The sequence below is a fragment of the Streptomyces sp. NPDC050315 genome, from assembly GCF_040655775.1.
In the GTDB taxonomy this organism is placed as follows: domain Bacteria; phylum Actinomycetota; class Actinomycetes; order Streptomycetales; family Streptomycetaceae; genus Streptomyces.
This window is the reverse complement of sequence record NZ_JBFAKN010000009.1, coordinates 296,834-322,100: the sequence shown is the minus strand read 5'-3', so window position 1 is coordinate 322,100 and position 25,267 is coordinate 296,834. Positions and strand designations below refer to the sequence as shown.

The 25,267-nt window shown below is 69.3% G+C and carries 20 protein-coding genes and 1 tRNA gene; 14 read left to right on the top strand and 7 right to left on the bottom strand.

From position 1 onward, the window contains the following. Positions 1–17: 17 nt before the first annotated feature. The 5 genes from ispF to AB0I82_RS30540 all read left to right on the top strand — a co-directional run bounded on the left by ispF (position 18) and on the right by AB0I82_RS30540 (position 5,834). Entirely contained in the window at positions 18–509 is a 492-nt protein-coding gene (gene ispF, locus AB0I82_RS30560; RefSeq protein ID WP_363260631.1) for a 2-C-methyl-D-erythritol 2,4-cyclodiphosphate synthase, read from the top strand. A 226-nt stretch (positions 510–735) separates the two neighbouring features. After that, the gene (locus tag AB0I82_RS30555) at positions 736–1,140 is read left to right on the top strand and encodes a PPOX class F420-dependent oxidoreductase (protein WP_363260630.1); all 405 of its coding nucleotides are present in this window, start codon (positions 736–738) and stop codon (positions 1,138–1,140) included. A 163-nt stretch (positions 1,141–1,303) separates the two neighbouring features. Then, positions 1,304–2,701 carry a cysteine--tRNA ligase gene (gene cysS / locus AB0I82_RS30550; protein WP_363260629.1) on the top strand — a complete coding sequence of 466 codons (1,398 nt, stop codon included), beginning with the start codon at positions 1,304–1,306 and terminating at the stop codon, positions 2,699–2,701. A 152-nt stretch (positions 2,702–2,853) separates the two neighbouring features. Further along, complete coding sequence (rlmB, locus tag AB0I82_RS30545; RefSeq protein ID WP_363260628.1) at positions 2,854–3,807, top strand: 23S rRNA (guanosine(2251)-2'-O)-methyltransferase RlmB; 954 nt, start codon at positions 2,854–2,856, stop codon at positions 3,805–3,807. A gap of 197 nt (positions 3,808–4,004) precedes the next feature. Continuing rightward, positions 4,005–5,834, top strand: a complete 1,830-nt coding sequence (locus AB0I82_RS30540) for a DoxX family membrane protein (protein WP_363260627.1) — start codon at positions 4,005–4,007, stop codon at positions 5,832–5,834. A gap of 170 nt (positions 5,835–6,004) precedes the next feature. Here the strand turns inward: AB0I82_RS30540 and AB0I82_RS30535 are convergent, their stop codons facing one another. From AB0I82_RS30535 to ugpC, 3 genes are all read right to left on the bottom strand, one after another. Next, on the bottom strand, positions 6,005–6,763 hold the full coding sequence (locus tag AB0I82_RS30535; RefSeq protein ID WP_363260626.1) for a nucleotidyltransferase family protein: 759 nt from the start codon (positions 6,761–6,763) through the stop codon (positions 6,005–6,007). Positions 6,764–6,943: 180 nt separating this feature from the next. Beyond that, positions 6,944–7,366 carry a hypothetical protein gene (locus tag AB0I82_RS30530; RefSeq protein ID WP_363260625.1) on the bottom strand — a complete coding sequence of 141 codons (423 nt, stop codon included), beginning with the start codon at positions 7,364–7,366 and terminating at the stop codon, positions 6,944–6,946. Between the two features lie 352 nt (positions 7,367–7,718). Then, the gene (gene ugpC / locus AB0I82_RS30525) at positions 7,719–8,855 is read right to left on the bottom strand and encodes a sn-glycerol-3-phosphate ABC transporter ATP-binding protein UgpC (RefSeq protein ID WP_363260624.1); all 1,137 of its coding nucleotides are present in this window, start codon (positions 8,853–8,855) and stop codon (positions 7,719–7,721) included. Between the two features lie 207 nt (positions 8,856–9,062). Between ugpC and AB0I82_RS30520 the strand changes: the two genes are divergently transcribed. Then, positions 9,063–9,136, top strand: a tRNA-Thr gene (locus AB0I82_RS30520). A gap of 78 nt (positions 9,137–9,214) precedes the next feature. Here AB0I82_RS30520 and AB0I82_RS30515 read toward each other — a convergent pair. The 3 genes from AB0I82_RS30515 to AB0I82_RS30505 form a co-directional block, all read right to left on the bottom strand. After that, the gene (locus AB0I82_RS30515) at positions 9,215–10,354 is read right to left on the bottom strand and encodes a site-specific integrase (RefSeq protein ID WP_363260623.1); all 1,140 of its coding nucleotides are present in this window, start codon (positions 10,352–10,354) and stop codon (positions 9,215–9,217) included. Then, complete coding sequence (locus AB0I82_RS30510; protein ID WP_363260622.1) at positions 10,354–10,554, bottom strand: helix-turn-helix domain-containing protein; 201 nt, start codon at positions 10,552–10,554, stop codon at positions 10,354–10,356. Before AB0I82_RS30510 ends, AB0I82_RS30515 begins: the two co-directional genes overlap by 1 nt. Positions 10,555–10,800: 246 nt before the next feature. Continuing rightward, positions 10,801–11,748, bottom strand: a complete 948-nt coding sequence (locus tag AB0I82_RS30505; RefSeq protein ID WP_363260620.1) for a DUF3987 domain-containing protein — start codon at positions 11,746–11,748, stop codon at positions 10,801–10,803. Positions 11,749–12,362: 614 nt separating this feature from the next. On the opposite strand from AB0I82_RS30505, the gene AB0I82_RS30500 reads away from it, so the two are divergent. Next, positions 12,363–13,472, top strand: a complete 1,110-nt coding sequence (locus AB0I82_RS30500) for a nucleoid-associated protein (protein WP_363260619.1) — start codon at positions 12,363–12,365, stop codon at positions 13,470–13,472. Then, a complete protein-coding gene (locus AB0I82_RS30495; protein WP_363260618.1) occupies positions 13,453–14,430 on the top strand; it encodes a hypothetical protein in 978 nt (325 codons plus the stop codon). Before AB0I82_RS30500 ends, AB0I82_RS30495 begins: the two co-directional genes overlap by 20 nt. 1,408 nt (positions 14,431–15,838) lie before the next feature. Here AB0I82_RS30495 and AB0I82_RS30490 read toward each other — a convergent pair. After that, positions 15,839–16,639 (bottom strand): VOC family protein, encoded by an 801-nt coding sequence (locus AB0I82_RS30490; RefSeq protein ID WP_363260617.1) that lies wholly within the window; start codon positions 16,637–16,639, stop codon positions 15,839–15,841. Between the two features lie 272 nt (positions 16,640–16,911). Here AB0I82_RS30490 and AB0I82_RS30485 point away from each other — a divergent pair, with 272 nt between their 5' ends. The 6 genes from AB0I82_RS30485 to AB0I82_RS30460 all read left to right on the top strand — a co-directional run bounded on the left by AB0I82_RS30485 (position 16,912) and on the right by AB0I82_RS30460 (position 25,266). Beyond that, positions 16,912–17,445 carry a GNAT family N-acetyltransferase gene (locus tag AB0I82_RS30485; RefSeq protein WP_363260616.1) on the top strand — a complete coding sequence of 178 codons (534 nt, stop codon included), beginning with the start codon at positions 16,912–16,914 and terminating at the stop codon, positions 17,443–17,445. A gap of 200 nt (positions 17,446–17,645) precedes the next feature. Continuing rightward, a complete protein-coding gene (locus tag AB0I82_RS30480; protein WP_363260615.1) occupies positions 17,646–19,154 on the top strand; it encodes an ABC transporter substrate-binding protein in 1,509 nt (502 codons plus the stop codon). Between the two features lie 32 nt (positions 19,155–19,186). After that, positions 19,187–21,067: an ABC transporter permease subunit gene (locus tag AB0I82_RS30475; protein WP_363260614.1), complete on the top strand. Its 1,881-nt coding sequence runs from the start codon at positions 19,187–19,189 to the stop codon at positions 21,065–21,067. A gap of 176 nt (positions 21,068–21,243) precedes the next feature. Beyond that, entirely contained in the window at positions 21,244–22,422 is a 1,179-nt protein-coding gene (locus AB0I82_RS30470; RefSeq protein WP_363260726.1) for an MFS transporter, read from the top strand. Between the two features lie 179 nt (positions 22,423–22,601). Continuing rightward, entirely contained in the window at positions 22,602–23,876 is a 1,275-nt protein-coding gene (locus tag AB0I82_RS30465; protein WP_363260725.1) for an aminotransferase class I/II-fold pyridoxal phosphate-dependent enzyme, read from the top strand. Between the two features lie 313 nt (positions 23,877–24,189). Further along, positions 24,190–25,266, top strand: a complete 1,077-nt coding sequence (locus AB0I82_RS30460) for an aminopeptidase P family protein (RefSeq protein ID WP_363260724.1) — start codon at positions 24,190–24,192, stop codon at positions 25,264–25,266. The last annotated feature ends 1 nt before the right edge of the window (position 25,267 follow it).

The window sequence follows — 25,267 nt, the reverse complement described above, 5'->3', positions numbered from 1 at the left end:
GCAGGGAGGAAATTTTCATGGTCGCGTTGCCCCAGGTGGGGATCGGGACGGACGTACACGCCTTTGAGCAGGGGCGTGAGCTGTGGTGCGCCGGCCTGCTCTGGGACGAGGCGGCCAGCGGCGGCTACGGCCTCGCCGGGCACAGCGACGGCGACGTGGTCGCGCACGCCGCCTGTGACGCCCTCTTCTCCGCGGCCGGCATCGGTGACCTCGGCGCGCACTTCGGTACGAGCCGCCCCGAGTGGTCCGGTGCCTCCGGCGTGACCCTGCTCGCCGAGGCCGCCCGCATCGTCCGGGCCGAGGGCTTCGAGATCGGCAACATCGCCGTCCAGGTCATCGGCGTACGCCCGAAGATCGGCAAGCGCCGCGAGGAGGCCCAGAAGGCCCTCTCGGCCGCAGCCGGCGCCCCCGTAGCGGTCTCCGGCACCACCACCGACGGCCTCGGCCTCACCGGCCGAGCCGAGGGCCTCGCAGCCCTGGCCACAGCCTTGGTGTTCCGCACGGCGTAACAGCGGCCGCCGCTCCGACCACAGGGAACAACCCCCGCCCCCCATTCGTCAGACGGGGTGGGGGCCTCAAGGTCTGCGCATACGGGCGCAGCGCCGAACTCCTCGCGCCCCAGGGTGAATTCTTCGCCCCTGGGGAATTCCCTGCCCCGCACGGACGTTGGCCCGGCAGCAGCATCCGATCGAGTCCGTTCCGTACGCTCCGTACGTTCCGCAGGGGGGAACCGCCGTGGCAGTCGAGCTTTCCGAGGGTCTCAAGAAGGTTCTCGATTCACAGGTGCTGGTCACCGTGGCCACCATCCAGCCCGACGGCAGCCCGCAGGTCTCCCCGGTGTGGATCAAGCGGGACGGCGACGACCTCCTGTTCTCCACGACCGAGGACCGCCGCAAGGCGCTGAACCTGCGGCGCGACCCCCGGGTGACCGTCGTCGTCCAGCCCGCCGACGACCCGTACATCTACGCGGAGATACGCGGCACCGCGGAGCTCACCACCGAAGGCGCGCAGGAGCTGCTCGACGAGCTCTCGGTGAAGTACACGGGCAAGCGGTACGCGGAGTTCAACACGAGGGCCGGCCGGGACGGCACTCGTGTGGTCGTCCGCATCACCCCGCGGAAGATCGTCGGACGCCTCTGACCGGTCCGGCGGAGGACCCCGTCCCGTACCGCCTCCGCCCGCACCCCACATCCCCGGACGTACCACCCCGAAGTGGTGTGGAACACCCGCGAATATCACGCTTCTGTGTCCCCGTGGGCCATCGGGTCGCGGGGCACTGCCTCGTTCCGTCTACCCTTGATGCGTGACCATTCGCCTGTACGACACCAGCGCCCGGCAGATCCGTGACTTCACCCCGCTCACGCCGGGCTGCGTCTCGATCTACCTGTGTGGCGCGACCGTGCAGGCCGCCCCGCACATCGGGCACATCCGGTCGGGACTGAACTTCGACATCATGCGCCGCTGGTTCGAGTACCGCGGCTACGACGTGACGTTCGTGCGGAATGTCACGGACATCGACGACAAGATCATCAAGAAGTCGGCCGAGCAGGGCCGCCCCTGGTGGTCGATCGGGTACGAGAACGAGGTCGCGTTCAACACCGCGTACGACACCCTCGGCTGCCTGCGGCCGACGTACGAGCCGCGCGCGACCGGACACGTCCCCGAGATGATCGAAATGATGCGCGGCCTGATCGAGCGTGGCCACGCCTACGCCGCCGACGGCAACGTCTACTTCGACGTGCGCTCCTTCCCCGGCTATCTGGAGCTCTCCGGCCAGGAGCTGGACAAGCTGCTGCAGCCGTCCGGCGAGGGCGAGACCGGCAAGCGCGACCCGCGCGACTTCGCGATGTGGAAGGCGGCCAAGGAGGGGGAGCCCAGCTGGGAGACCCCGTGGGGCCGCGGCCGGCCCGGCTGGCACCTGGAGTGCTCGGCCATGGCCCACAAGTACCTGGGTGAGGTCTTCGACATCCACGGCGGTGGCGTCGACCTCGTCTTCCCGCACCACGAGAACGAGATCGCGCAGGCCAAGGCCTACGGCGACGAGTTCGCGCGGTACTGGGCGCACAACGCCTGGGTCACGATGAGCGGCGAGAAGATGTCCAAGTCGCTGGGCAATTCCGTGCTCGTCTCCGAGATGGTCAAGCGCTGGCGCCCCATCGTGCTGCGCTACTACCTCGGCACCCCGCACTACCGTTCGATGATCGAGTACAGCGAGGAAGCGCTGCGCGAGGCCGAGTCCGCGTTCGCGCGCATCGAGGGCTTCGTCCAGCGCGTCGTGGAGCTGGCCGGCGGGCCGGTCGAGCCCGCCGCCGAGGTGCCGCTGGCCTTCGCCGAGGCGATGGACGACGACCTGGGCGTCCCGCAGGCGCTGGCGATCGTGCACACCGCCGTACGGCAGGGCAATTCCGCCCTGGCCGCGGACGACAAGGAAGCGGCCGTCGCCCGGCTGGCCGAGGTCCGTGCCATGCTCGGCGTGCTGGGCCTGGACCCGCTGGACGAGCAGTGGTCCGGCGGCGCCTCGGAGCGCGGCGAGGACCTGCACGGCGTCGTCGACTCCCTCGTCCGCATGGTCCTGGACCAGCGCCAGGCGGCCCGCGCCCGTAAGGACTACGCCACCGCCGACGCGATCCGCGACCAGCTCCAGCAGTCCGGGCTCGCCATCGAGGACACGCCGTCGGGGCCGCGCTGGTCACTGTCGTGACCGACAGCGACGCCCGCGCCCCGGTGGACGCGGGCGGCGCAGCCCCGCCCCGGTAGCCCGCCCAGGGCGCCGCGGGCGACACTCATACGTATACGCAGCAGACATCACTTCCACGTCGCGAGACGTCGAGAGCAGTAAGAAACAGGTGACCCATGGCCGGCAACAGCCAGCGCAGGAACCGCCGCACGTCCAACAAGAAGGGCATGCAGGTCGGCAGCGGCGGCCAGCGCCGCCGGGGCCTGGAGGGCAAGGGCCCCACCCCGCCCGCGTCCGCCCGCAAGGGACATGTGAAGAACCGCGTCGCCAACGCGAAGGCCAAGCAGGCGGCCCACCGCCGCCCGGCCCCGCGCCGCGGCGGCGCCAAGGGCACGGCCGAGCTGGTCGTCGGCCGTAACCCGGTCGTGGAGGCGCTGCGCGAGGACATCCCCGCGACGACCCTCTACGTCCAGCAGTTCATCGACAGCGACGAGCGGGTGCGCGAGGCGCTCCAGCTCGCCGCCGACCGCGGCATGAACATCCTGGAGGCGCCGCGCCCCGAGCTGGACCGGATGACCAATGGGCTCAACCACCAGGGCCTGGTCCTGCAGATCCCGCCGTACGAGTACGCGCACCCGGAGGACCTGGCCGCGGCCGCGTTCGACGTCGGCGAGGACCCGATGATCGTCGCGCTCGACGGCGTCACGGACCCGCGCAACCTCGGTGCGGTGGTCCGTTCGGTATCCGCGTTCGGCGGCCACGGTGTGGTCGTACCGGAGCGGCGCGCGGCCGGAATGACGGCGGGCGCGTGGAAGACCTCCGCCGGTACCGCGGCGCGCACGCCGGTCGCGCGCGCCACCAACCTCACCCGCACGCTGGAGTCGTACCAGAAGGCCGGCATGATCGTCGTGGGTCTGGCGGCCGACGGCGAGGTCGAGCTGCAGGACCTGGAGGCGCTGGACGGCCCGGTCGTCATCGTCGTCGGCAGCGAGGGCAAGGGCCTCTCGCGCCTGGTCGGCGAGACCTGTGACGTACGCGTCCGCATCCCGATGCCGGGCGGCGCCGAGTCGCTGAACGCGGGCGTCGCCGCGGGCGTCGTCCTGTGGGAGGCGGCCCGCCGCCGGGCGTGACGCTCGTTCGCTCAGCGGGGGCGGGCAGCAGCCCGCCCCCGCGCGCACGCTCTCTCATCCGCCGCCCCATACCTGGGCAAACTCCGTCCGCAACTCGGGGCAGAACGTAACCCTCTGTTCTGTACGGGAAGTTTTGACGGGTCTCGGACAGATCGACGCGGTCAAGGCAGTGTCTTAAACGCTGGTCACTCGGTTAGATGAGCGTGGACACCAGAACACCCCGCACGCCTACGGGGGGACGCTCGCCGGGCTTCGATGACGAGCCGGTACTGAGCTCGGTCAAGGTGCCGTGCGACCCCGCGCAGGTCATCGTCAATCACGCCAGCTTCCGCGTGCAGCTCGCGGCCCCCGTGTCGGCGGGCGCCGCGCGGGGTGCCACGGCAGGCGCCGCGTCCGGCCCGGGTACCGCCGCTGCCGGCCCCGGCGCGTCCGGGCCCGCCCGGCGGCGCGCGCCCGTCGTCTGGAGCGGCCGTACGACACCGGGCGACACCACCGCCCCCACCACCCAACTTCTGCACGCCGTGCGGAACAACGCGGGCCGGAGCGACGACGCCGGCGCGACCCAGGTCCTGCCCAGGGTCCGGCCCGGGGAGACCCCCTCCTTCGCGCCGCCCCCGTCGGCCGGCGTGATCGGGCCCCGCGGCGCCTCCGACGACACCGAGCTGCTGCCCCAAGTCCCGCAGGCCCGCCCCTCGGACGCCGGCTGGTCGGACGACACGTACGCCCACGCCGGTGCGTACACCGGTGCGTACGCCGATTCGCACACCGAGTCGTACACCGATGCGTCCGACGGCTCGTACGCGGGTCCGTACGACGGTTCCCGTGAGGGGTCCGCCGCCGGCCCGTACGACGGTTCGGCCCCCGGCCCGGACGGCGGCTCCGGCGGCGCCTGGGGCGAAGCGCCGTACGGCCACGAAGGCCCGTACGGCAGCGAAGCTCCGTACAGCGACGCCGAATTCGAGCCCCGCCAGGACGGCGGCCGCCGCTTCGCCGGCGACAAGCAGGCGTTCTACCCCGACCGCCGGATGAACCTCGGCGTCGTCCTGCTCCCGCTGCGCGTCTTCCTCGGTTTCATCACCATCTACGCGGGCATGGGCAAGCTCTGCGACCCCGTCTACTTCGACGGCGGCGAGCGCGGCTCCATGGTCAAGTGGCTGGAGTCGCTGGACCCGTGGACGCTCGCCATGCCGCTGCGCGACTTCGCGCTCGCGCACCCGGTCGGCGCCGGCCTCACCGTCGCCTTCCTCCAGGTCGTCGTCGGCGTACTGACCGTCTGCGGCCTCTGGCAGCGGGTCGCCGCCTCCATGGGCGCGCTGCTCTCGGCCGCCCTCCTGATGACCGTCAGCTGGCGAAACGTCCCCGTGTACGACGCGCCGGACATCATCTACCTCGCCGCCTGGAGCCCCCTGGTCATCGCGGGCGCCCCCGTCTACTCCCTGGACGCGCGGCTGGCCGGCGAGGCCTGGCGCAACCTCGGCCCCCGCGTCGAGGTCTGGGACCTGCGGCGTCGAGTACTGCGCCGCGGCGCCGTGATGACCGCGGTGGTCGCCGGCCTGACGCTGCTGATCGGTTCCCTCCTGGGCGGCGCCGTACGGTCCGCCTCCGGCCCGACCGTTCCGAAGCCGGGCGAGCCGCCGACCAACAGCCTGCCCGGCCGCCCGCTGCACACCCCGCGAGCCACGGGCGGTACGGACAGTGGCCGCACGGCCGGCGCCTCGCAGGGCAGCAGCGCCTCGCCCACCGCCGGCGCCTCCCGCGGTACGGACTCCTCGGCCTCCCCGCCGGCCTCGCAGCCGAGCACGGCCAGGGAGACGGCCGGCGCCACCCAGGGCGCCCAGCCCGGCCAAGCCACGAGCGGCCCGCCGCAGCAGTCGGCCCCGGCCGAGCCGCCGCCCGCCACCCAGGCCCCGACCTCCACGGCCGGCACGGGCGGCGGCACGACGGGCGGCTCCTCGGGCGGCTCGTCCTCCGGCGGCTCCTCAGGAGGCTCCTCCGGCGGCGGCACGCTGGGCGGGCTGCTGGGCTGACGGCGGGCTGTCTGTAGGCCCTCAGCGCATTCGTCATCCCCTTCACGACCCCGACCCGGGGGTGAAGGGGATGACGTATGAGGTGTGGCGACTGGACGTTACGAGTACTTGGCACGTGGAGCTGCTACCGGAGTCGGCCGCTCAGCGGGGTCGGCCATGCCCGTGTGCGTTCAGCGGACCTGGCTCTGCGCCTGCCCGTGCCCGTGGCCATACCGGGCGAGCTCGCTCGCGGCCTCGGTGAGGTCCTTCGTCGTGTCGATCGCGCGCCAGTAGGCGCCGTGCGGCAGCGGGAAACCGGCCAGCCGGCGCTCGCGCGCGAGCCGCGGGAACGTCATCCGTTCGTGGTCGCCACGGTCCGGCAGCAGCCCTCTGAAGGCCGCGGAGAAGACGTACACGCCCGCGTTGATCAGGTACGGCGAGGGCGGCGCCTCGATGAAGTCCAGTACGTGCCCGAAGGGGTCCGTCTCGACGGCGCCCCAGGGGATGCGCGGCCGGGCCAGCGCCAGCGTGGCCTCCGCGCCCCGCTCGTGGTGGAAGTCCGCCATCTCGCGCAGGGAGAAGCGCGTCCAGATGTCGCCGTTGGTGGCGTACCAGGGCTGGTCGGGGCGGGGGAGCGATGCGGCGGCGTACTTCAGTCCGCCGCCGCGGCCCAGCGGTTCGGTCTCCACGACCGTGGTGACCCGCAAGGGCAGTTCGGCCTGGTCGAGCCAGTCCTGGAGGACCTCGGCGAGGTGGCCGCAGGAGACGACCGCGTCGGTGACGCCCTCGGCGGCCAGCCAGGCGAGTTGGTGGCCGATGATCGGGGTTCCGGTGCCCGGGATCTCGACCATCGGCTTGGGCCGGTCATCGGTGTACGGGCGGAGCCGCGAGCCCTGGCCGCCTGCCAGGACCACGGCCTGCGTGGGATGCGGATACGGGACGCCTGTCATGTTCCGCACCCTATGCGGCGATCGCGGTGGCCGATGGTGGCCACCGCGATCAGGGGGTCGACGGCCGGATTCCGGGGCGCTCCGGTAGGGAACGCCGTGTCCGACGCGCTTCCGGTAGGGACGCCGTGTCCGGCGTGCTTTCGGGAGGGAACGTGGTGCGCCGTGTACGTACGTCACCTGTCACTTCGCAGTGGCGACCCCGCTCGCGAACGACGTGTCACAGACCGGCCGCGAGTACGCCTGCGCACGGTGCGAGGCGCCGTACTTCTCGACCGCGGCGCGCCCCAGGGCGCGGGCGATGGACGCGCAGTGCTTGGCCAGCGACGGACGCTTGGTGGTGGCTTCCTGGAGGTGCGTCAGGGCGGTCCCCGGGTTCTTCTCCTGGAGTTCGGCCAGGAGCTGGTCGCGCAGGACCTCCTGGGGGGCTCTGTGGCGGGCCTGCTGCTGGCTGGTGGCCGTACCGGAGGACGCGGTGAGCACCTGCGAGTCGGAGGTCGGCGAGGCCCACGGCACGCGGGTGACGGCGAGCGTCCCGGAGAGCACGAGGACGACGGGCAGGACGAGAGCGAGAGTTCGGCCGATACGCCGGGCTGCGGAGTTCACGTCCGTGATGGTAGCGAGCAGTGATGATATGGCGACATTTAGTCACCCGGTCGAGGGACGAATTCGCCTGTCGTCCGTTAAATGATGTTGACGCACACTGCTCGAAATGGCCGAACTGCCGGGGTATTTGTCGACAACCGGGAAGCTCACGTACTTCCCCATCCCACCCGCCGCCTCAAACCGCCCGTACCGCAAGCAGTTCGCGTCCCCCTGAACCAGCGGGCAGAACTGCGAAAACGGCGGCCGAGGCGGCCCTCCACAAGGAAGACCACCCCGCCCGCCGCCAAAACTCACCCGTTCCGGGCACCTACAACATGCTCACGGGTCTGACGCGGGGGATGCGACGGGTCCTTCAGTCGCTGAGCCGCTCGCCCGTCGACGTGGAGAAGACGTGCGTCTCGCCCGGCCGCGGCACGACGTGCACCTGCGTGCCCTTCTCCGGCACCTGCCGGCCGTTGACGCGCACGACCAGGTCCTTGACCTCGCCGCCGACCTCGGCGGTGCCGTACACGTAACCGTCCGCGCCCAGCTCCTCGACGACGTTGACCGTCACGGCGAGCCCCGCCGGCGCGTCCGCGGCCTCCTTGGCCAGCGTCTTCGCCGCGCTGCCGTTCTGCTCCACGATGTCGAAGTGCTCGGGCCGCACGCCGACCGTGACCGTACGGTCCCCCTTGTCCGCCGCCGCGCTCAGCGCCTCCCGGCTCACCGGTACGACACTGTTCCCGAACTTCACGCCCCCATCGGTGATGGGAACCTCGACCAGGTTCATCGCAGGCGACCCGATGAACCCGGCCACGAACAGATTCGCCGGCCGGTCGTACATGTTCCGCGGCGAGTCGATCTGCTGCAGCAGCCCGTCCTTGAGTACGGCCACCCGGTCGCCCATCGTCATGGCCTCGACCTGGTCGTGCGTGACGTACACGGTCGTGATCCCGAGCCGCCGCTGCAGCCCCGCGATCTGCGTACGCGTCTGCACGCGGAGCTTCGCGTCCAGGTTCGACAGCGGCTCGTCCATGAGGAACACCTGAGGCTCGCGCACGATCGCGCGCCCCATCGCCACCCGCTGCCGCTGACCACCGGACAGAGCCTTGGGCTTCCTCCCCAAGTACTCCGTCAGATCCAGGATCTTCGCCGCGTCCTCGACCTTCTGCCGGATCTCGGCCTTGTTCACGCCCGCGATCTTGAGCGCGAAGCCCATGTTGTCCGCGACCGTCATGTGCGGGTACAGCGCGTAGTTCTGGAACACCATGGCGATGTCCCGGTCCTTGGGCGGAAGGTGCGTGACGTCGCGGTCGCCGATGCGGATCGAGCCGCCGTTGACGTCCTCCAGGCCCGCGAGCATCCGCAGGGAGGTGGACTTGCCGCACCCGGACGGCCCGACCAGGACGAGGAACTCCCCGTCCTCGATCTGGATGTCGAGCTGATCGACGGCGGGCTTGTCGGCACCCGGGTAGATGCGGGTTGCCTGGTCGTACGTGACCGTAGCCATGGTGATGTGTCCCTTCACCGGCAGGAACGTGCCGGACGATCCGAGTAAAGGAATGAATGGGGCAGCCCGGTGCGCGATGTGGTGTAGTCCACTGCACACGAACTGCCAGGGACGGTACCGGCCCCGGCACCCGGTGTCAGTAGCCCGGACATCACCAAAATTCTCCGCCCAGGTAACCTGCAGCCCTGGGTACACTTCTCCAGACACGCCTCCTTAGCTCAGCTGGCCAGAGCACCGCTCTTGTAAAGCGAAGGTCGTCGGTTCGAATCCGACAGGGGGCTCTACCCGTGACCAGGGAAAACGCCCCCGTGATCGTCGATCACGGGGGCGTTGACGGTAGAAGTTGACGGCAGTCCCCGTTACCGGCGCCGCTTGAGCAGCCGGTCCATGTGACTCATCGCCTCGCGCCGATGATCGTCATTCACGTGGGTGTAGACGTTCATCGTGACGGCGATCTGGGAGTGCCCCAGGATCTCCATCACGGTCCGCGGCGCGATGCCGGCCGCGAAGAGCAGGGACGCGCATCCGTGCCGTGTGTCGTGTAAACGGACCTGTGGCAGGCCGGCTGACTCCGTGATCCGGAGGAAGGATCGGTAGAGGTTCCGCGGTTCGATGGGCAGCCCGCTGCGCGTAGTGAAGACCAGACCGCTGTCGTGCCACTTCGCGCCGACGTCGGCCCGCTGACCGGCCTGCCGCAGGCGCTGCCACCGCAGCGGAGCCACGCACATGAGCGGAACTGGGATCACCCTCGCCCGCCGGTTCTTGGTGGAATCCAGGTACAGGTCCCTGCCGCCGCGATTCAGCGTGGTCCGGACCGTCAGTGTCCGCCGGTCGAAATCCACGTCCCGCCAGTGCAGGCCCAGAATCTCTCCTCGACGCAGGCCGAGAGCGATGGCCAGGACGAAGGCGGGATATAGCGGGTCGCGCCGCGCGGCTTCCAGAAACGTCAGGGTCTCGTCCAGCGACCACGGGTGGAGCTCGCGCGGCTCGACCTGCGGTGCCGGGACCAACTGCGCCACGTTGCGGCTGATCACTTCCTCTCGGCAGGCGGCCGTCAAGGCTGTGCGCAGCACGCGGTGAGCCTCCTTTGCGGTTGCCGCTGACGTCTGCTTGGTGACCGCTGAAAGCATCCGCCGCACATTCGCCGTGGTGAGCGACTCCAGGCGGCGGCTGCCCAGGAGCGGCACGAGGTAGAGCCGCGTGTGCATCTCGTACTTGATGTACGTAGTGCGCTTCCGCTGCGGCTTTACGTACTCCTCCAGCCAGTAGGGCAGCCATTCGGCGAGCTTGGGCGACCGGGAAGGCGTCGGAATGCCCTGACGGTCGCGCCGAACGAGTTCCTGTCGCTTCTCGTCGCACTCTTCCCAGGTAGCGCCGTAGACGGTCTTGCGCTTACGTGTGCCGTCGGGCTGCGGGACGTAGACGCGTCCTCCCCAGCGGCCGTCTTTGCGCTGCCAGATGCTGCCGGCGCCGTTGGGGTTCCTCTTTCGGGCTGCCATCAGGCGGCGTTCTCCTCGATCTGCTCCTGGATGAAGGCGCGCAGGCTGTCGGGAGAAACGCGCCGTGCGCGCCCGACGGTGAAGCTCGCCAACTGACGGGATCGGATGAGGTCGTAGACCTTGCTGCGGCTCAAGCGCAGGGCGGTCATGACCTCGGGGATGGTGAGAGCCTCCGGTGTTGTGGGCGGTACTACATGCATCGGGGCATGCCTCCTCGGCAGGGGAACGGCTCAGGAGAGGGGGAAGGTGAGCGGGGCGATAAGGGCGGTAAGGGTGATAAGCCGTCTGACCTGGGCTTTCATGGGGGCGATAAGGGGTGCGGAAAGGGGTGCGATAAGTCCCGGCCCTCCGGAGCGGCTGACTTACCGCCCCGCTTATCGCACCCCTTATCGCCCCGTCGTTTCCGCAGGTCAGCAGGCTTATCGACCTTTTCGCCCTTACCGCCCTCAGCCCGCGTAGGTCAGGACGGTGGTCGGACGGCCGCCGGTGGCCCTCTGGCGGCGGGCGTAACCGGGCAGGTCCAGCAGTTCTGCGGCCAGCCGGTCCCGTTCCACGCGCGTGCTGTTCTTGAACAGCCGGCGGACCTGGTCAGCGGTCAGCCCGTCGGGGCCAGCAGCGCGAACGGCCTCGGCGAGCTTGTTCACCTTCGGATCGCCCGTCGTGTCACCGAGCAGATGCACGGCGGAGGCACGGGCGTAGTTGAGGAGCTGCCAGGCGGCGCGCATGTGGGCTTCGGAGATGGTGTCGGTGTGGTCGCACAGGGCGTAGACCATCGCGACCCGCTGCACGTACGGGGCAGCCCGGGCGGTGAACTGGGCGATGACGCCGCCGGCCGAGTCGTCGCTCAGGGCCGGGTAGACCTGGTCGCAGTACAGCTCCCAGGCGGCCGGGCTGAACTTCACCTGCTCCACGCGGGCGGCATCGTCCAGGACGGTCCGCCAACCAGCGGCAAGGTTGGCCACCAGCTCCGGGCTGGCGCCGCGGGAGCCGGGCAGGACGAGGTTGCGGTGGCAGAAGATCGGCAGGAAGCGGTTGTAGGTGCCGCCGGCCATCTCCGAGTCCTGCATCTTGGCCCGGAACTCCTCCGGGGTGATGTGGCCCAGGATCGCGATGTGCGGGTCCGTGGCCTTGAGCGAGTCCCGGATCATCGAGCCGAGCGAGTCGCCGTCCCACGCTTGGCGCAGCACGCCGGGCAGCGAGCTGCCCTCCCGGCGGCCGCGGCTCATGGTGACGGCGTACTCCGACTCCACGACCCATAGCCGCTTGTCGAAGCTGGCGAGGGAGGCGGCCTCGCTGTCGTCGTCTTTCACGTACTCGATCAGCCCTTCCCCGGAGTTCAGCCCGCGCGGGGTGTGCTCGGGCCCGAAGAAGTCCGGCAGCGCCTCCGCCAGCACACGCCGCGCAGTCGACGTCGCCGAGCCCTTGCGGCCGGAGGACGTCGGGCCGATCGTCAGGGCCCAGATCAGGGTGGGGTGCCGGTACTGGATACCCTGAACTCGACCGGATCACCGTATATCCGCGCTCACGACGGGCGCCGCCTGCTCGGACGGCCCGAGTAACAACCTTTTTCACGACATCGAGGCGGCTCGCTCCCCGCCCAACCTGCGCTCCTGTCTCCGCCCCACTCCAGCCCGGCGGTCCGCCCGCGCACGCGAGTCAGTGCGAGCGCCGTTCCTACTGAGGTTCATACGAGGTTGGCCGTGGCTGTGGCGGTCGGATCCAGGGCTCTAGCCAGCTCCCCGGGCCGGGTCCCGTGTCGAGCATGACCAGGAGCCCACTCGCGCTGATCGCGGGCAGGCCTGAAGCCTGCCCGAGTTGCCAACGGCGTATGACCGCCTGATCGTTGCCCCCCCAGACCTCGCAGGCCACTGGCAAAGCCGTTCCACTGACCTCTTCCGACGGTCCCTAAGCACTTGACCTTTGACTCCCTCTAGCAACACTCCCTTCCCTGGCATAACATGGGGTGATTGCCGACTCTCGAGTTGGCCTTGGAATTGCAGGGGGTGCTGTGGGTATCGATTTTGGCTTACTCAAGATTCGGGAAGTCATAGTCCACGAGGTTCCGAAAGTATTTAAGCGCGACACGAGTCCGCCACCTTTGCGCTTGAGTCAAGTAGCGAGCCCTCTGACTCCTGAAGTTCTTAAAAACTTACAGACAAAGTTCCGGGGAGACCTGGCTAATTCTGGCCGCGAAATCGTCGAGGACGCTCAACGTGCCTCCAAAGTACCTGATTTGGTTCGCGAGTACCTGGAGGGTGACGATTCCGGATTTGTATCAGTTTCTCAGAGCCTGGCCGAAGCGCTGCGGTCATCTCAGGATGGCGCTAATTCGGGCGGGCTCCTTTTGGTGGCCAATGCCTCAATCGCCGAGCTCCGCGCACTGCTGATAGTGAAACTCGCAAATGAAAACGGCATGCGTGCAACATTCGACTCGGTTGACGGAAAAGACACATTTCAAGTTGTGTACCTGAACGACCTGCTTTTCGCGGGGAAGGCGCAGGTGTACAAGGCGGGTCTTTTCGTGCAGTCGGGGAATGAGGGAAACCCGCTTGAGGGGTTCGTAGCAGATAAGCAGACTCCTGGGTCGCGCATTGCTCGATTTTTCCTTAATGACTACCTCGGGTGTCGGCCGAAAGAGCAGCCCGAGGAGTTGACGCTACGATTTTTCGAATCGTCGGGAAAGTGGGTAGATTCCTTCAACTCCAGCTCTGAGAAGCAAACGCGCTACACCATGGCCCTGCTGTCAGAACTGCAGAGTAATCGCGGTAGCATCTCGGTGCGAGGTTTCGCCAACACGCATCTCGACGAGGAGGACCGCGACGTATACGTGCATCTGATGAGTGAGTCAGGTGTGCCTAAAACGCCTTTCGAAAAAGACCTCTACCTGGTCGGGGCAAAGCTATCGAAGATTCAATACACCTTTGATAGCGGGACCGTGGTAATTGTACCTCCCTCCGCTCTTACTGAGGGAATAGTGCAAGTTGCTGACAGCGATGACGGGCTCAGCCGCATTGAAGTCCTCGACCATCTGAAGGAAATGAAGAGTCGGGGCCACGGAGGGGCTCGCCCGACGAAGCCTCGAGATCTGGAAATCCCTGATGGACCAGGCTCAGAATGAGGCGCGACTTAGATACATAAGCGAAAGGCCGGTATTTGAAACGCTGGCGTCTAATGTTGCCAATCTTATACGCACCGAGGTCGCAGCCAACGGCATAACGTGCGAAGTTCACGGGCGAAGCAAAGATGTGGCAAGTTTCGTCAGAAAGGCGCTACAGAAAAGATACTCGGACCCTTGGGCTGAAATAACCGATAAGGCCGGTGATCGAGTAATACTTGAGCACAGCAACGACATCGATGATGCGCTCGAAGTGATCCGCTCAGCATTCACGATAATCCGTGAAGAGGATGAGCGTGACGAACCGGACAACGAGAAAAAGCTTGTATACCCAAAGATTCACCTCCAAATAGCTGATCCGGGGCATGATCCGACAAGCGAGATGCCGGCGCTCGAATGTGAAATCCAGGTGCGGACACGAGCTCAGGATCTATGGTCCCGGATGTCTCATGCCCTGCTTTACAAGCCAGCCGTGCCAGCCAGCCCCGTTGTCAGACGCTCGCTGTATCGTCTCCTAGCGCTAGTCGAGTTGTACGACTCGGAAGTGGCCCGGGGGGTCGAAGAGATGGAGTCCAATCCAGATTTTCGAGAGGTCCAACTACTACGGCACGCCGAGCGCGTGTTTCATCTTTTTGTAGCGTCTAGCTATGACATCTCAATCTCGGAAGAGATTCTACCTGTGCTTACACCGTTGATCGTGGACACGGAATCATACGGGCATAAGCTAGTTGACTTTTCGCGTCACAGGTTCACCAAGCTAGATGACACCTTCCGCGAGTATGGTCCGATGAGCGAGGTCGGCCAGTCCGGGCAGTACATCCTTATAGGGCAGCCAGAGAGCGTGATCATCTTTCAATTACTTGAAGAGATGCCACTTCGGCTCGCGGCTGCCTGGCGTGAGGCGTTGCCGGAAGATTGGCTGGAAGAGCTCTCAAATGTATGGGGTGTGGCTTTTGAATGAGGGGTCTGGCATTTCCGTCACTGCCCTGTTCGCGGAAGTTCTGGTGATCGGCGTGGGTGCCACCCTAGCGGGCGTCGGTTTCCTTTTCTGTGCGCTCGATGGCTGGTTGATATCCAGGGCTCTCGAAACTGACACGAGTTTCCTTCTGGCTTGCGGCCTTACGATCTCGTATGCTGCAGGCATAGTGCTGGACCGGGCTGCTGATTCGCTCCTCAAGCCTCTCAGTGAGAAGTATAAAGCGGAGCGATTCTCAAGTTCTCGTGACTACACCATTGCTCGCGAACGTGTTTCTACCGTCCCATATTTCATGGCGCGCACTGAGTATGCGCGGAGTCGCATGCGCGTCTGTCGAGGCTGGGTGGTGAATGGGGTTTTGTTGACTGCTGCCGCAGTCGGAAACCTCATTCGGCATGGTCAAGCCACGAATGCTGGTGTTTCGATCACCGTAGTCAGTGCCCTTGGGCTTGCTCTGACTGCAGGTTCATTCTTTTCGTGGAGAAGTATAGTTAAGGCTTCATATAAACACATAAAGCTGCAGAGTGACATAATCGCAGCCCGCACGATTCCTGGTGCACACGCCTAATGGTTGGCCATCTAGATGCCCTGAGTGGGCTTGGTGATCTCCTTTCCTGCCCGGCGCCTGGTTGCAAGTGACCAGGACTTTTCTCGCTCAGAAGGAGCTGACCAGATGGTGGCTGCCAGTGACGCTTGCGGACAGCAGGTACCTGTGGACTGGCGCTGTAGGCGTCAGTCTGCGGCCGAGCTGGGGGGCTCGCTGACATCCCGTGTTCGATGTCAATGGCGTCGAACTGCGTTGTATCAAGTTACGCGGTCAGTTCCACGAAGCGGTCTCACGGCCACGCTGACCGCTGATCGACTGTGAAGCGCCGCATCGCCGACGCCAGCCTCGAGGAAGCGACTGAGGCTCAGTCTCGTCCGTCCGGTACACAGTCTGCTGTCGCTGAGGGCTAGGTGACCCGATGCTGCGGACGAGGCGCGGACCAAACTGAGGGCCATTCAAAGGCGCCTCACCGCTTTGGCAGGTCAATGGCTACGTCGGCCCCTGGAGCCGCCTTCTCTTGAAAACCGATACCCATGGCGGCAGGAGCGATTCTCTCCATACGGGATTCTCCGGCCTGCCTGATGGAGCAGGTGGCGAGGGGCGACCGCAGACGTGTGCCTGACTGCGTTGCCTGACGGCAACGGGCGTGCACGTCGGCACTCTGAGCCATCCGCCCGGAGACCTCACTGTCCAGGCTGAGGCTGCGACAGTCTCGTGCTCGGCACCCCTGGAGGATCTTGTAAAGCGAAGGTCGTCGGTTCGAATCCGACAGGGGGCTCTGCGCACTGAGCTGCGGAAACGCCCCGGGCCGGGATTGGTTCGGGGCGTTTTGTGTTTGGGGGGCGGTCAGGCGGGTGGGCTGGTTTTGATGATGGCGAAGGTGCCGCCTTGGGGGTCCTGGAGGAGGGCCATTCGGCCGGCGATCATGTCGAAGGGGGGCTTGAGGATGGTGCCGCCGGAGCGGGTGAGGGCGGCGGTTGTGCTGTCGGGGTCGTCCACTGCGAAGTAGGGGAGCCAGTGGGAGGGCGTGTTCGGGGGGAGGGCCTCGAGGGTGGAGAGGTGTTGCATGCCGGCGACCGTGCGGCCGTTCGTTGAGAGTGAGTAGTAGGCCTGTGCGCCCTCCGTGGGGGTGGCCGTGAGGCCCAGTGCCGTGGAGTAGAAGGACGAGGCGGTGGCGGGGTCGGTGGTGTTGAGTTCGTTCCAGATGATGGCGCCGGGCTCGTTGACGATGCCGGCGCCGGGGAAGTCGCGGGCCTGCCAGAGGCCGAAGACGGCGTTTGTGGGGTCGCTGATGACCGCCATGCGGCCGAGTGTCAGCACGTCCATGCCCGGCATGATCACCTGGCCGCCGTTGGCCGTGACCGCGTTCTCGGTGGCGTCCGCGTCGGCGGTGGCGAGGTAGGTGGTCCATACGGCCGGTGGCATCGGGTCGGGCACGGTGCCGTCCGGGTTCATCGCCGCCATGATTCCGGCGACCGGCTCGCCGTTCAGTGAGCAGACCGCGTAGCCCCCGGTTTCGGGCGGTCCGATCTCGCCCTGCCAGCCGAACAGGTCGCGGTAGAAGTCGAGCGCGGCCTGCTGGTCCGGGACCATGAGGTCGGCCCAGCAGGGGGTGCCGGGGGCGTACGGGCCGGTGACTTTGGGCATGAGCGGCCTCCATGGGGGAGAGATTTGGCGAGGGGGCGTCCGGGGCGGGGAGCGCGTGCGCGGCTGTGAGCAGCGTGCGCTGCTGCGAGCGGCCTGCCGGCGCTCGCTCGCCAGCTGTGCAGCACCCATTTCAGTCAGGCACCCGCTCGCGGCTGATGCACCTCCGCGGTGGCCATTCGGGCCCACCGCGTCGGCCCCGTCACGCCCCGGAGGCGATGCCCGCCACGCGCACCCCCCGTAGCCCGTCCCGGCTTAATGCCTAGGATGTGCAAGTGCGTGATTACGGCATCAGAACGGCTACCCGCGACGACATCGGCGCTGCGCGTGCCGTCATGCTCGACACCGTCTATCGCGACTTCGGTACGGGGTACGTGCCGCGGTGGCACGGCGACATCATCGATCTGGAGGGCGCCTATCTGCGGCCCGAGCGGCATACGCTGCTGGTCGCCGTGGACGAGGAGGACGGTGGCGTCGTCGCCACCGCCGCGCTCGATTCGCGTGGTCCCGCGCACCCGCCGAATCCGGCCTGGATCGCCGAGCGGTTTCCCTCCGGTGAGACGGCGCAGCTGCGGCGGGTGTACGTGCGGGCCGAGCACCGGCGTCGCGGGCTGGCCCGGCGGCTGGTCGGTGAGCTGCTCGACTTCGCGGCGGCGGCCGGCGGGTATCGGTCGGTCTATCTGCATACGGACCCGGCGGTGCCCGGTGCCGAGGACTTCTGGCGCTCGATGGGCAAGGCGGTGCTCGACGAGCGGGAGGAGCCCGGTGGGGCGCGGGTCGTGCATTTCGAGGTGGCCATGAGGCCGTGAGCCAGTCCGCCAACCCTGGCCATGAGTCAGCCCGCCAACCGTGGCCGTGAGCCAGCCCGCAAGACCTGGCCGCGAGTCAGCCCGTAAACCCTGGTCGCCTGCATTTAATGAAAACGGTTGCCGGATAGGCTCTGGCTGCCGTACGGCCCGAAAACCTCACCCGACAACCACGCCCCGAACCCCACCCCAGAACGAGGACCATGCATACCGTCCGCCGCCGTCAGCTCATAGCCGGCCTGCTGGTCGCCCCCCTGCTCTCCGGCTGTTTCGCCGCCGGGAGCGGCTCGTCCTCGAACGGGTCGGCGGACGGTGCCCGGCTCAAGGTCGCCCTCGCCTTCCCGCCCTCCGAGAACTTCTCGCCGTACGGCGCCGACGCCACCCTGCTCAGTCGGCTCGGCGTCACCGAGGGCCTGACCAAGCTCGACGCCAATGGCGCCGCGGCGCCCGCGCTCGCCGCGTCCTGGAAGAAGGAGAGCGACCGCAGTTGGCTGTTCACGCTGCGCGAGGCGGAGTTCCAGGACGGTACGCGGGTCACGCCGGCCGCTGTCGCGGATGCCCTCGAGCACGCCGGCAAGGCCGAGCCCGTGACGGCCGCGCTGTCGGGCGTGACGCTCACCGCCAAGCCCGTGGGCAACGATCAGGTCCGGATCACCACCGCCGATCCCGATCCCGCGCTTCCGCAGCGTCTGTCCAGTCCCGGACTGGCCATCCTCTCCGCGAAGGCGTACAAGAAGGCCGGCGAAAAGGGCGGCCGGGTCAGTCCGATCGGTACCGCCACCGGGCCGTTCGAGATCACGAAGCGTACCGGTGCCACCGCGGCCACCCTCGACCGCTTCGACGACTACTGGGGCGGGCGGGCCCAGGCGTCCGGTATCGACGCGAAGTTCATTGCCGACGGGACCGCGCGGACGAACGCGCTGCGGACGCATGACGTGGACATCGCCGAGGCGGTTCCCGTTTCGCAGGCCGCCTCCCTCGACAAGGGCAGCGGGCGGGAGACCGCCACGGCGCGTACGACGAGTCTTCAGCTCAACACCGAATCCGGTGCCTTCAAGGACCCGGGGCTGCGTGCCGCGGCCCGTAAGGCGATCGACACCTCGGCGCTCGCCAAGGACGTGTACGAGGGCCACGCCGACCCCGGCGAGGGCATCTTCGGGCCCGCGCTGACCTGGGCGGAAGGCAAGCGCGGCAAGCCCGCCGGGCGGGCCGGGGCGACGGATCCGGACGGTAAGGCGATCACCATCGGTACGTACGACAACCGGCCCGAGCTGCCCGAGGTCGCGCAGGTGCTCAAGCAGCAGCTGCAGAAGGCCGGTTTCAAGGTGAAGCTGGAGGTCCGCGAGTCGTCGCGGATCGAGGGGGACGCGCTGGCCGGGAAGTTCGACGCGTTCGTCGGCGCCCGTAACACCATGCTCGACACCGGCGACCCCGTATCCATCCTCGCCAGCGACTACACCTGCGACGGCAGCTACAACCTCGCCCAGCTGTGCGACAAGAAGGTCGACGCGGCCGTGCGGAAGGCCGAGGACACGGCCGACATCGAGAAGCGGCAGGACGCGGCGATGGCCGCCGAGGCCGCGATCCTCGGCACGGACGCCGTCGTCCCGCTCGTCCACCAGCGGATCATCACCGGCGTCGGCGGCTCCGTGGAGGGCGTGCTCCTCGACCCGTACGAGCGCACGCTGGTCGGCACCGGTACCCGGCGCTGAGCCGTATGAGGGGCGTGAGCCGTATCAATCGCATGAGGGGCCTCTGGCGTCTCGTTCTCGCCGTCGCCCTCGTGTGCGGGATCGGGCTGCTGCCCTGGTTGTCGCGTACCGATCCGGCGCTGACCGTGCTCAAGGCGCGCGCGGCGGAGCGTACGCCCACTCCTGAGGTACTGGCGTCCGTACGGGCCGACCTCGGGCTCGACGCCGGGCCGTTGCACCTGCTCGGGCGGTGGGCGGGCGGGCTGCTGCACGGGGACGCGGGGCGGTCGTGGATCTCCGGTGACGCGGTGCTGCCGTCGGTGGTGCATGCCCTGGGGGTGTCGCTGCTCCTCATGGGCGCGGCGATCGTGGTCGCTATTGGTACGGCCGTCGTGGTGTGCGCCCGTACGCTGCGGCTCGGCGCGCGCCGTCGGCTCGCCGGGCGGCGTCCGGGCGGCAGCGGCGCCGCCGTGCTCGCCGCGCTGCCCGAGTTCCTGACCGCGTCGGTACTGGCGACCGTGGTCGGCGTACACCTCGGCTGGCTGCCGGCGCTCGGCTGGTACGGGCCCCAGTGGATGGTGCTGCCCGCGCTCTCGCTCGGCCTGCCCGCCGGGGCGCTGCTCGGGCGGCTCCTCGACGACCTGCTGCCCGGCGCCTTCGCCGAACCGTGGGCGCGCGCGGCGGCCGCCCGCGGCATACCGGAGCGGCGCATCGCCCGGCAGGCGCTGCGCCGCTGCGTGCCCGGACTGCTGCCGAACCTCGGGCTGTTCCTCGTGGGCGTGACCGGGGGCTCGGTCGCCGTTGAGCAGGTGTTCGACATTCCCGGGCTCGGGCGGTCGACCCTGCAGGCCGCCGTGGCGCAGGATCTGCCCGTACTGCAGACCAGTACGCTTGCGCTCGTCCTGCTCGCGGCGGTGGTCGGCGGGCTGGTCCGTCTCGTGGCCCGGTTCGCGCTCGGCCCCGCGCTGCGCGACGGTGCGCTGCAGTCGCTGCATGGGGCGCGGGAGTCCCTGCACGGGGCGCGGGAGTCCTTGCACGGCCCGAAGGTGCCCGCGCGCGGTCGGCTGCCCCTCTTGTACGGCGCGTTGCTCGTGTGCGTCGTCGCGGTCAGTCTGCCGCGCGATCCGCTCGCTCTGAATACCGCGGCGCGGCTGGAAGTTCCGTCGTGGGCGCATCCGTTCGGTACGGACTCACTGGGGCGGGACATGCTGGCCCGGGTCGGGCACGGCGCGCTCACCACCCTGGCGCTCGCCCTCGCGATCAGCGCCGCCGCGCTGGTCATCGGAGTACTGCTCGGTCTGCTGCCCCGGCTGTCCGGGCCGCTCGTCGACACGGTCAACGCCGTACCGCCCGTGCTCGCCGGTCTCCTTGTCGCGGGCGTGGCGGGCAGCGGGCCCACGACCCCCGCGCTCGCCGTGGCCGCCGTCGCCTGGACCCCGCTGGCCGCCCACGCCGCCGCGCTGCTCCAACAGGAGCGCGCCACGCTGCATCTGGAGGCGACGCGGAGCCTCGGCGCGAGCCGCTGGTACGTGCTCCGGCGCGAGCTGCTGCCCGCCGTCCTGCCGCCCGTCACCCGCCATGCGCTGCTGCGCCTCCCCGCCGTTGCGCTGGCCCTCGCCGCGCTCGGCTTCCTCGGCCTCGGGGCGCAGCCGCCGTCGCCCGAGTGGGGCCTGCTGCTCGCCGAGAACCAGCCGTACGCCGAGCGGGCTCCGTGGACGGTCCTCGCGCCGGCCGCGGTGCTCGCGCTGCTGGGCGCGCTGGCGGTGACCGTTACGGGTGGGGTGCGGGTGCCGCGGGTCCTTCGGAGTACGCGGGGGACGGACGTGGCCCCGGGCTCGGGCCCCGGCTCCGGCCCCGCGTCTGCGGCGGAACCGGAAGCGGAAGCGGAGCCCGAGGCGCGGGAGTCCGCGGTGGCCGGGACGGGTGCCCGGTGACCGGCCGGGAGCGCCCCTTCGGCGCCGCGCTCCGGGGCCGGTGGTCCGGCCCACTCCGGGGCCAGCCGTCCGGGCCGCCCCAGGGCCAGTCGTCCGGCCCGCTTCAGGGCCAGCCGTCCGAGCCGCCCCGAGTAAGCCCCCCTCGTGAGCGCACCTGGCGGCACCTCTCACCCCTCCTGCGGCTGCTGATCGCGACCCAGCTCGCGTTCAATATCGGGTTCTTCGCCGTGCTGCCCTTTCTGGCCGAGCATCTGGGTGCGGCCATCGGTATGGCGGGCTGGCTGGTCGGTCTGGTGCTCGGTCTGCGGACGTTCAGTCAGCAGGGGCTCTTCGTACTGGGCGGTGCCCTGACCGACCGGTACGGCGTACGGCCCGTCGTCCTCACCGGCTGCGTCCTGCGGATCGCCGGTTTCGCCTGGCTGGGGTACGCACAGCAGACGTGGGCGGTCATCGGCGCGGTCCTGCTGATCGGGTTCGCCGCCGCGCTGTTCTCGCCCGCCGTCGAGTCCGAGGTCGCCCGCCAGTCGGTGCTCTGGGAGGAGGCCGGGCACGGTTCCCGTACGCGCGTCCTGGGCCTGCTCAGCGTGGCGGGCCAGGCCGGCGCGTTCCTCGGCCCGCTCCTGGGCGCCCTGCTGCTCGCCGTCGACTTCCGTACGGCGTGCCTGGCCGGCGCCGGGGTGTTCGTCCTCGTACTGGCCGGACACCTGTGGCTGCTGCCGCAGCACATACCGGGCCGGGAGCGGGTACGGGCACCGGGAGCGGTGCGCGAGATGCTGCGCAACCGGCGTTTCCTCGCGGTGTGCGGCGCCTACGGGGCGTACCTCCTGGCGTACAACCAGCTCTACCTCGCCCTCCCCGCCGAAGTGGCCCGTGCCGCCGGCTCGCAGTCCCCACTGGCCTGGCTCTTCGCCCTCTCCTCGCTGCTGGTCGTCGTCGCGCAGCTGCCGGTCACCCGCTGGGCCGCCGACCGGCTCGACCTCCGCCGCTCCATGGTGGCCGGGCTGCTCCTCATTGGCGCGGGGTTCGCGGTGGTGGCCGCCGCCCGCCCGGCCGCCTGGACCGGCACCGCCGGGCTGCTGCCCGCCGCGGCCTTCGTGGTGCTGCTCACGCTGGGCCAGATGCTGGTCACGCCGGCCGCCCGGGCCTGGGTCCCGGACCTGGCGCCCAGCGGCAGGCTCGGCCTGTACACCGGCGCGATGTCCTCGGTATCCGGCCTGCTCGTGCTGGCCGGCAGCGCCGCGACCGGCTCGCTGCTCGACTCCGGGCTGCCGGCCCCGGCCCCCTGGCTCGTCCTCGCGGCCGTCCCGCTCCTCGCCGTCGCGCTGCTGCCCGGGCGCCCCCGGGCCGAGTCGTAAAACGCCGAGCCACAAGCGCACGGCCGGGGTCATGACGCAGGCTCTAAAGCCGCGTGCGTCACAAATGCCTCGGCAGCGCGGGCAGCGCCCAGGTACTCTCGGCGCTGCCCGCGCGCCTGGTGGCCGCGGTCACGGAGTACCGCACGCGACTTTGAGCAGGGATCACAGGCATGACAGGCATGGATCTGACCACTCTCACCCGTACCGAACTGTCCGACCGGCTCGAAGAGCTCCGTGACGAGCACGCCCGCCTCAAGGAGCGGGGGCTGCGCCTGGACCTGACCCGGGGCAAGCCGTCCGCCGAGCAGCTGGCGCTCTCGCAGCCGCTGCTGGACCTGCCGGGCGGCAGCGACCACACCGCGCAGGACGGCACCGACTGCCGCAACTACGGCGGCCTCAAGGGGCTGGCCGAGCTGCGTACGACGTTCGCCGGCCTGCTCCAGGTACCGGTCGAGCAGCTGGTCGCCTTCGGCAACTCCAGCCTGGAACTGATGTACGAGTCGGTGGTGGACGCCGTCCTGTTCGGTCTCCCCGGGGCGCCCGGTCCCTGGCCGCGGGAGGGCCGGACGGCCATGCTCTGCCCCGTACCCGGTTACGACCGGCACTTCGCCGTGTGCGAGAAGCTCGGCATCGACATGATTCCGGTGCCGATGACGGAGAGCGGCCCGGACATGGACGAGGTCCAGCGCCTCGTCGCCGACGAGCGCGTCAAGGGCATCTGGTGCGTACCGAAGTACAGCAACCCCACGGGTGCCACCTACGCGCCGGAGACGGTGCGGCGGCTGGCCGCCATGGAGACCGCGGCGCCGGACTTCCGCGTCTTCTGGGACAACGCGTACGCCGTGCACCAGCTGCAGGGTGACCGCGAGCCGGTCGCCGACATCCTCGGGCTGTGCGAGGAGTACGGCAACGCCGACCGGGTGTTCGTCTTCGGCTCCACTTCGAAGATCACCGCGGCCGGCAGCGGCGTGGCCTTCTTCGGCTCGTCGCCCGCCAACGTCACCTGGCTGCTCGGCCACCTCTCCAAGCGGACGATCGGCCCGGACAAGATCAACCAGCTCCGGCACGCCCGCTTCCTGCCCGACGCGGAGGCTGTGCACGCGCACATGGAGCGCCACGCGGAGCTGCTGCGGCCCAAGTTCGAGCTGGTGGACACCGTCCTGGAGAAGCGGCTCGGGGAGAGCGGCATCGCGACCTGGACGCGCCCGCAGGGCGGTTACTTCGTGAGCCTGGACGTCCTGGACGGCTGCGCTTCCCGTGTCGTACAGCTCGCCAAGGACGCGGGCGTCGCGCTGACCCCGGCTGGTGCGACGTTCCCGTACGGGAAGGACCCGCGCGACCGCAACATCCGCATCGCGCCCAGCTACCCCCGCGTGGAGGAGCTCGGCGACGCGCTGGAGGGGCTGGCGCTCTGCGCCGAACTGGCGGCGGTGGAGAAGCTGCTGGAGGGCTGAGTCGGCGGGGTCGCCGGCGGCCTCGTCTGTGGCCTGTCAGGGGCGTCCTCGGGGCCGTCCTCGGCGTCGTCGGCGGCGGCCTGTCGCGTCGTCCTCGGGGCTGTCCTCGGGGCCGTCGTCGGCGTCCTCGCCGGTTTCCCGGCACGTTCGGTCCCCGGCGGGCCCCTTCCGGCGTAAATTCCCGGGCATGGCGACTTCTGAGGGGACGACGGCGGCTGCGGCGAGCGCAGGGGCTGCTGCGAGTACGGAGGCGGCGGCCGGTGGGCGCGCCACGGGGCGCATCGAGGTGACCCGGGAGGACTACGAGCGGCGGATGGAGCGGGCCGTGCGGGCGGCCGCCGACGCCGGGCTGGCCGGACTGATCGTCACGCCCGGCCCCGACCTGGTGTGGCTCACCGGCTACCAGCCGACAGCGATCACCGAGCGGCTGACCGCCCTGCTGCTCTCCGTGGGCAGCAGGCCGCGCCTCTTGGTGCCCGTACTGGAGCGGGCGGACGCGCAGCACGCCACGGGGGCCGGCGCGACGGAGCTCCTCGGGTGGCGCGATGGCGAGGACCCGTATGCGGTGCTCGCGGAGCTGCTGGAACCGGAGCGGCGGTACGGCATCTCCGATGCGGCGTGGGCGATGCACCTCCTGGGGCTGCAGCGGACCCTCCCGGGCAGCGCGTACGCCTCGCTCACGGAGGCGCTGCCGATGCTGCGCGCCGTCAAGGACGCGTACGAGGTGGAGCGGCTGGCGGCGGCGGGCGCGGCCGCGGACGCCACGTACGAGGACATCCTCAAGGTGCCCTTCGAGGGCCGGCGGGAGTGCGACGTGGCGGCGGACCTCGCGCGGCTGCTGCGCGAGCACGGGCACAGCCAGGTGGACTTCACGGTGGTGGGCTCGGGCCCCAATGGGGCCGACCCGCACCACGAGGCGGGCGACCGGGTCATCGAGCACGGCGACATGGTCGTACTGGACTTCGGGGGGCTGCTGGACGGCTACGGGTCCGACACCACGCGGACCGTGCACGTGGGGGAGCCGTCCTCCGAGGAGCGGAAGGTCCACGACATCGTGCGGGAGGCCCAGCAGGCGGCGTTCGAGGCGGTGCGGCCGGGCGCCGCCTGCCAGGACATCGACCGGGTGGCGCGGAAGGTGATCAAGGCCGCTGGGTACGGCGAGTACTTCATCCACCGGGTCGGGCACGGCATCGGTGTGACGACGCACGAGCCGCCGTACATGGTGGAGGGCGAACACCTGCCCCTCGTACCGGGGATGTGCTTCTCGATCGAACCCGGGATCTATCTGCCGGGGCGCTTCGGGGTGCGGATCGAGGACATCGTGACGTGTACGGAGACGGGCGGACGGCGGCTGAACAACACGGCCCGGGAGATGGGGATCGTGGGCTAGG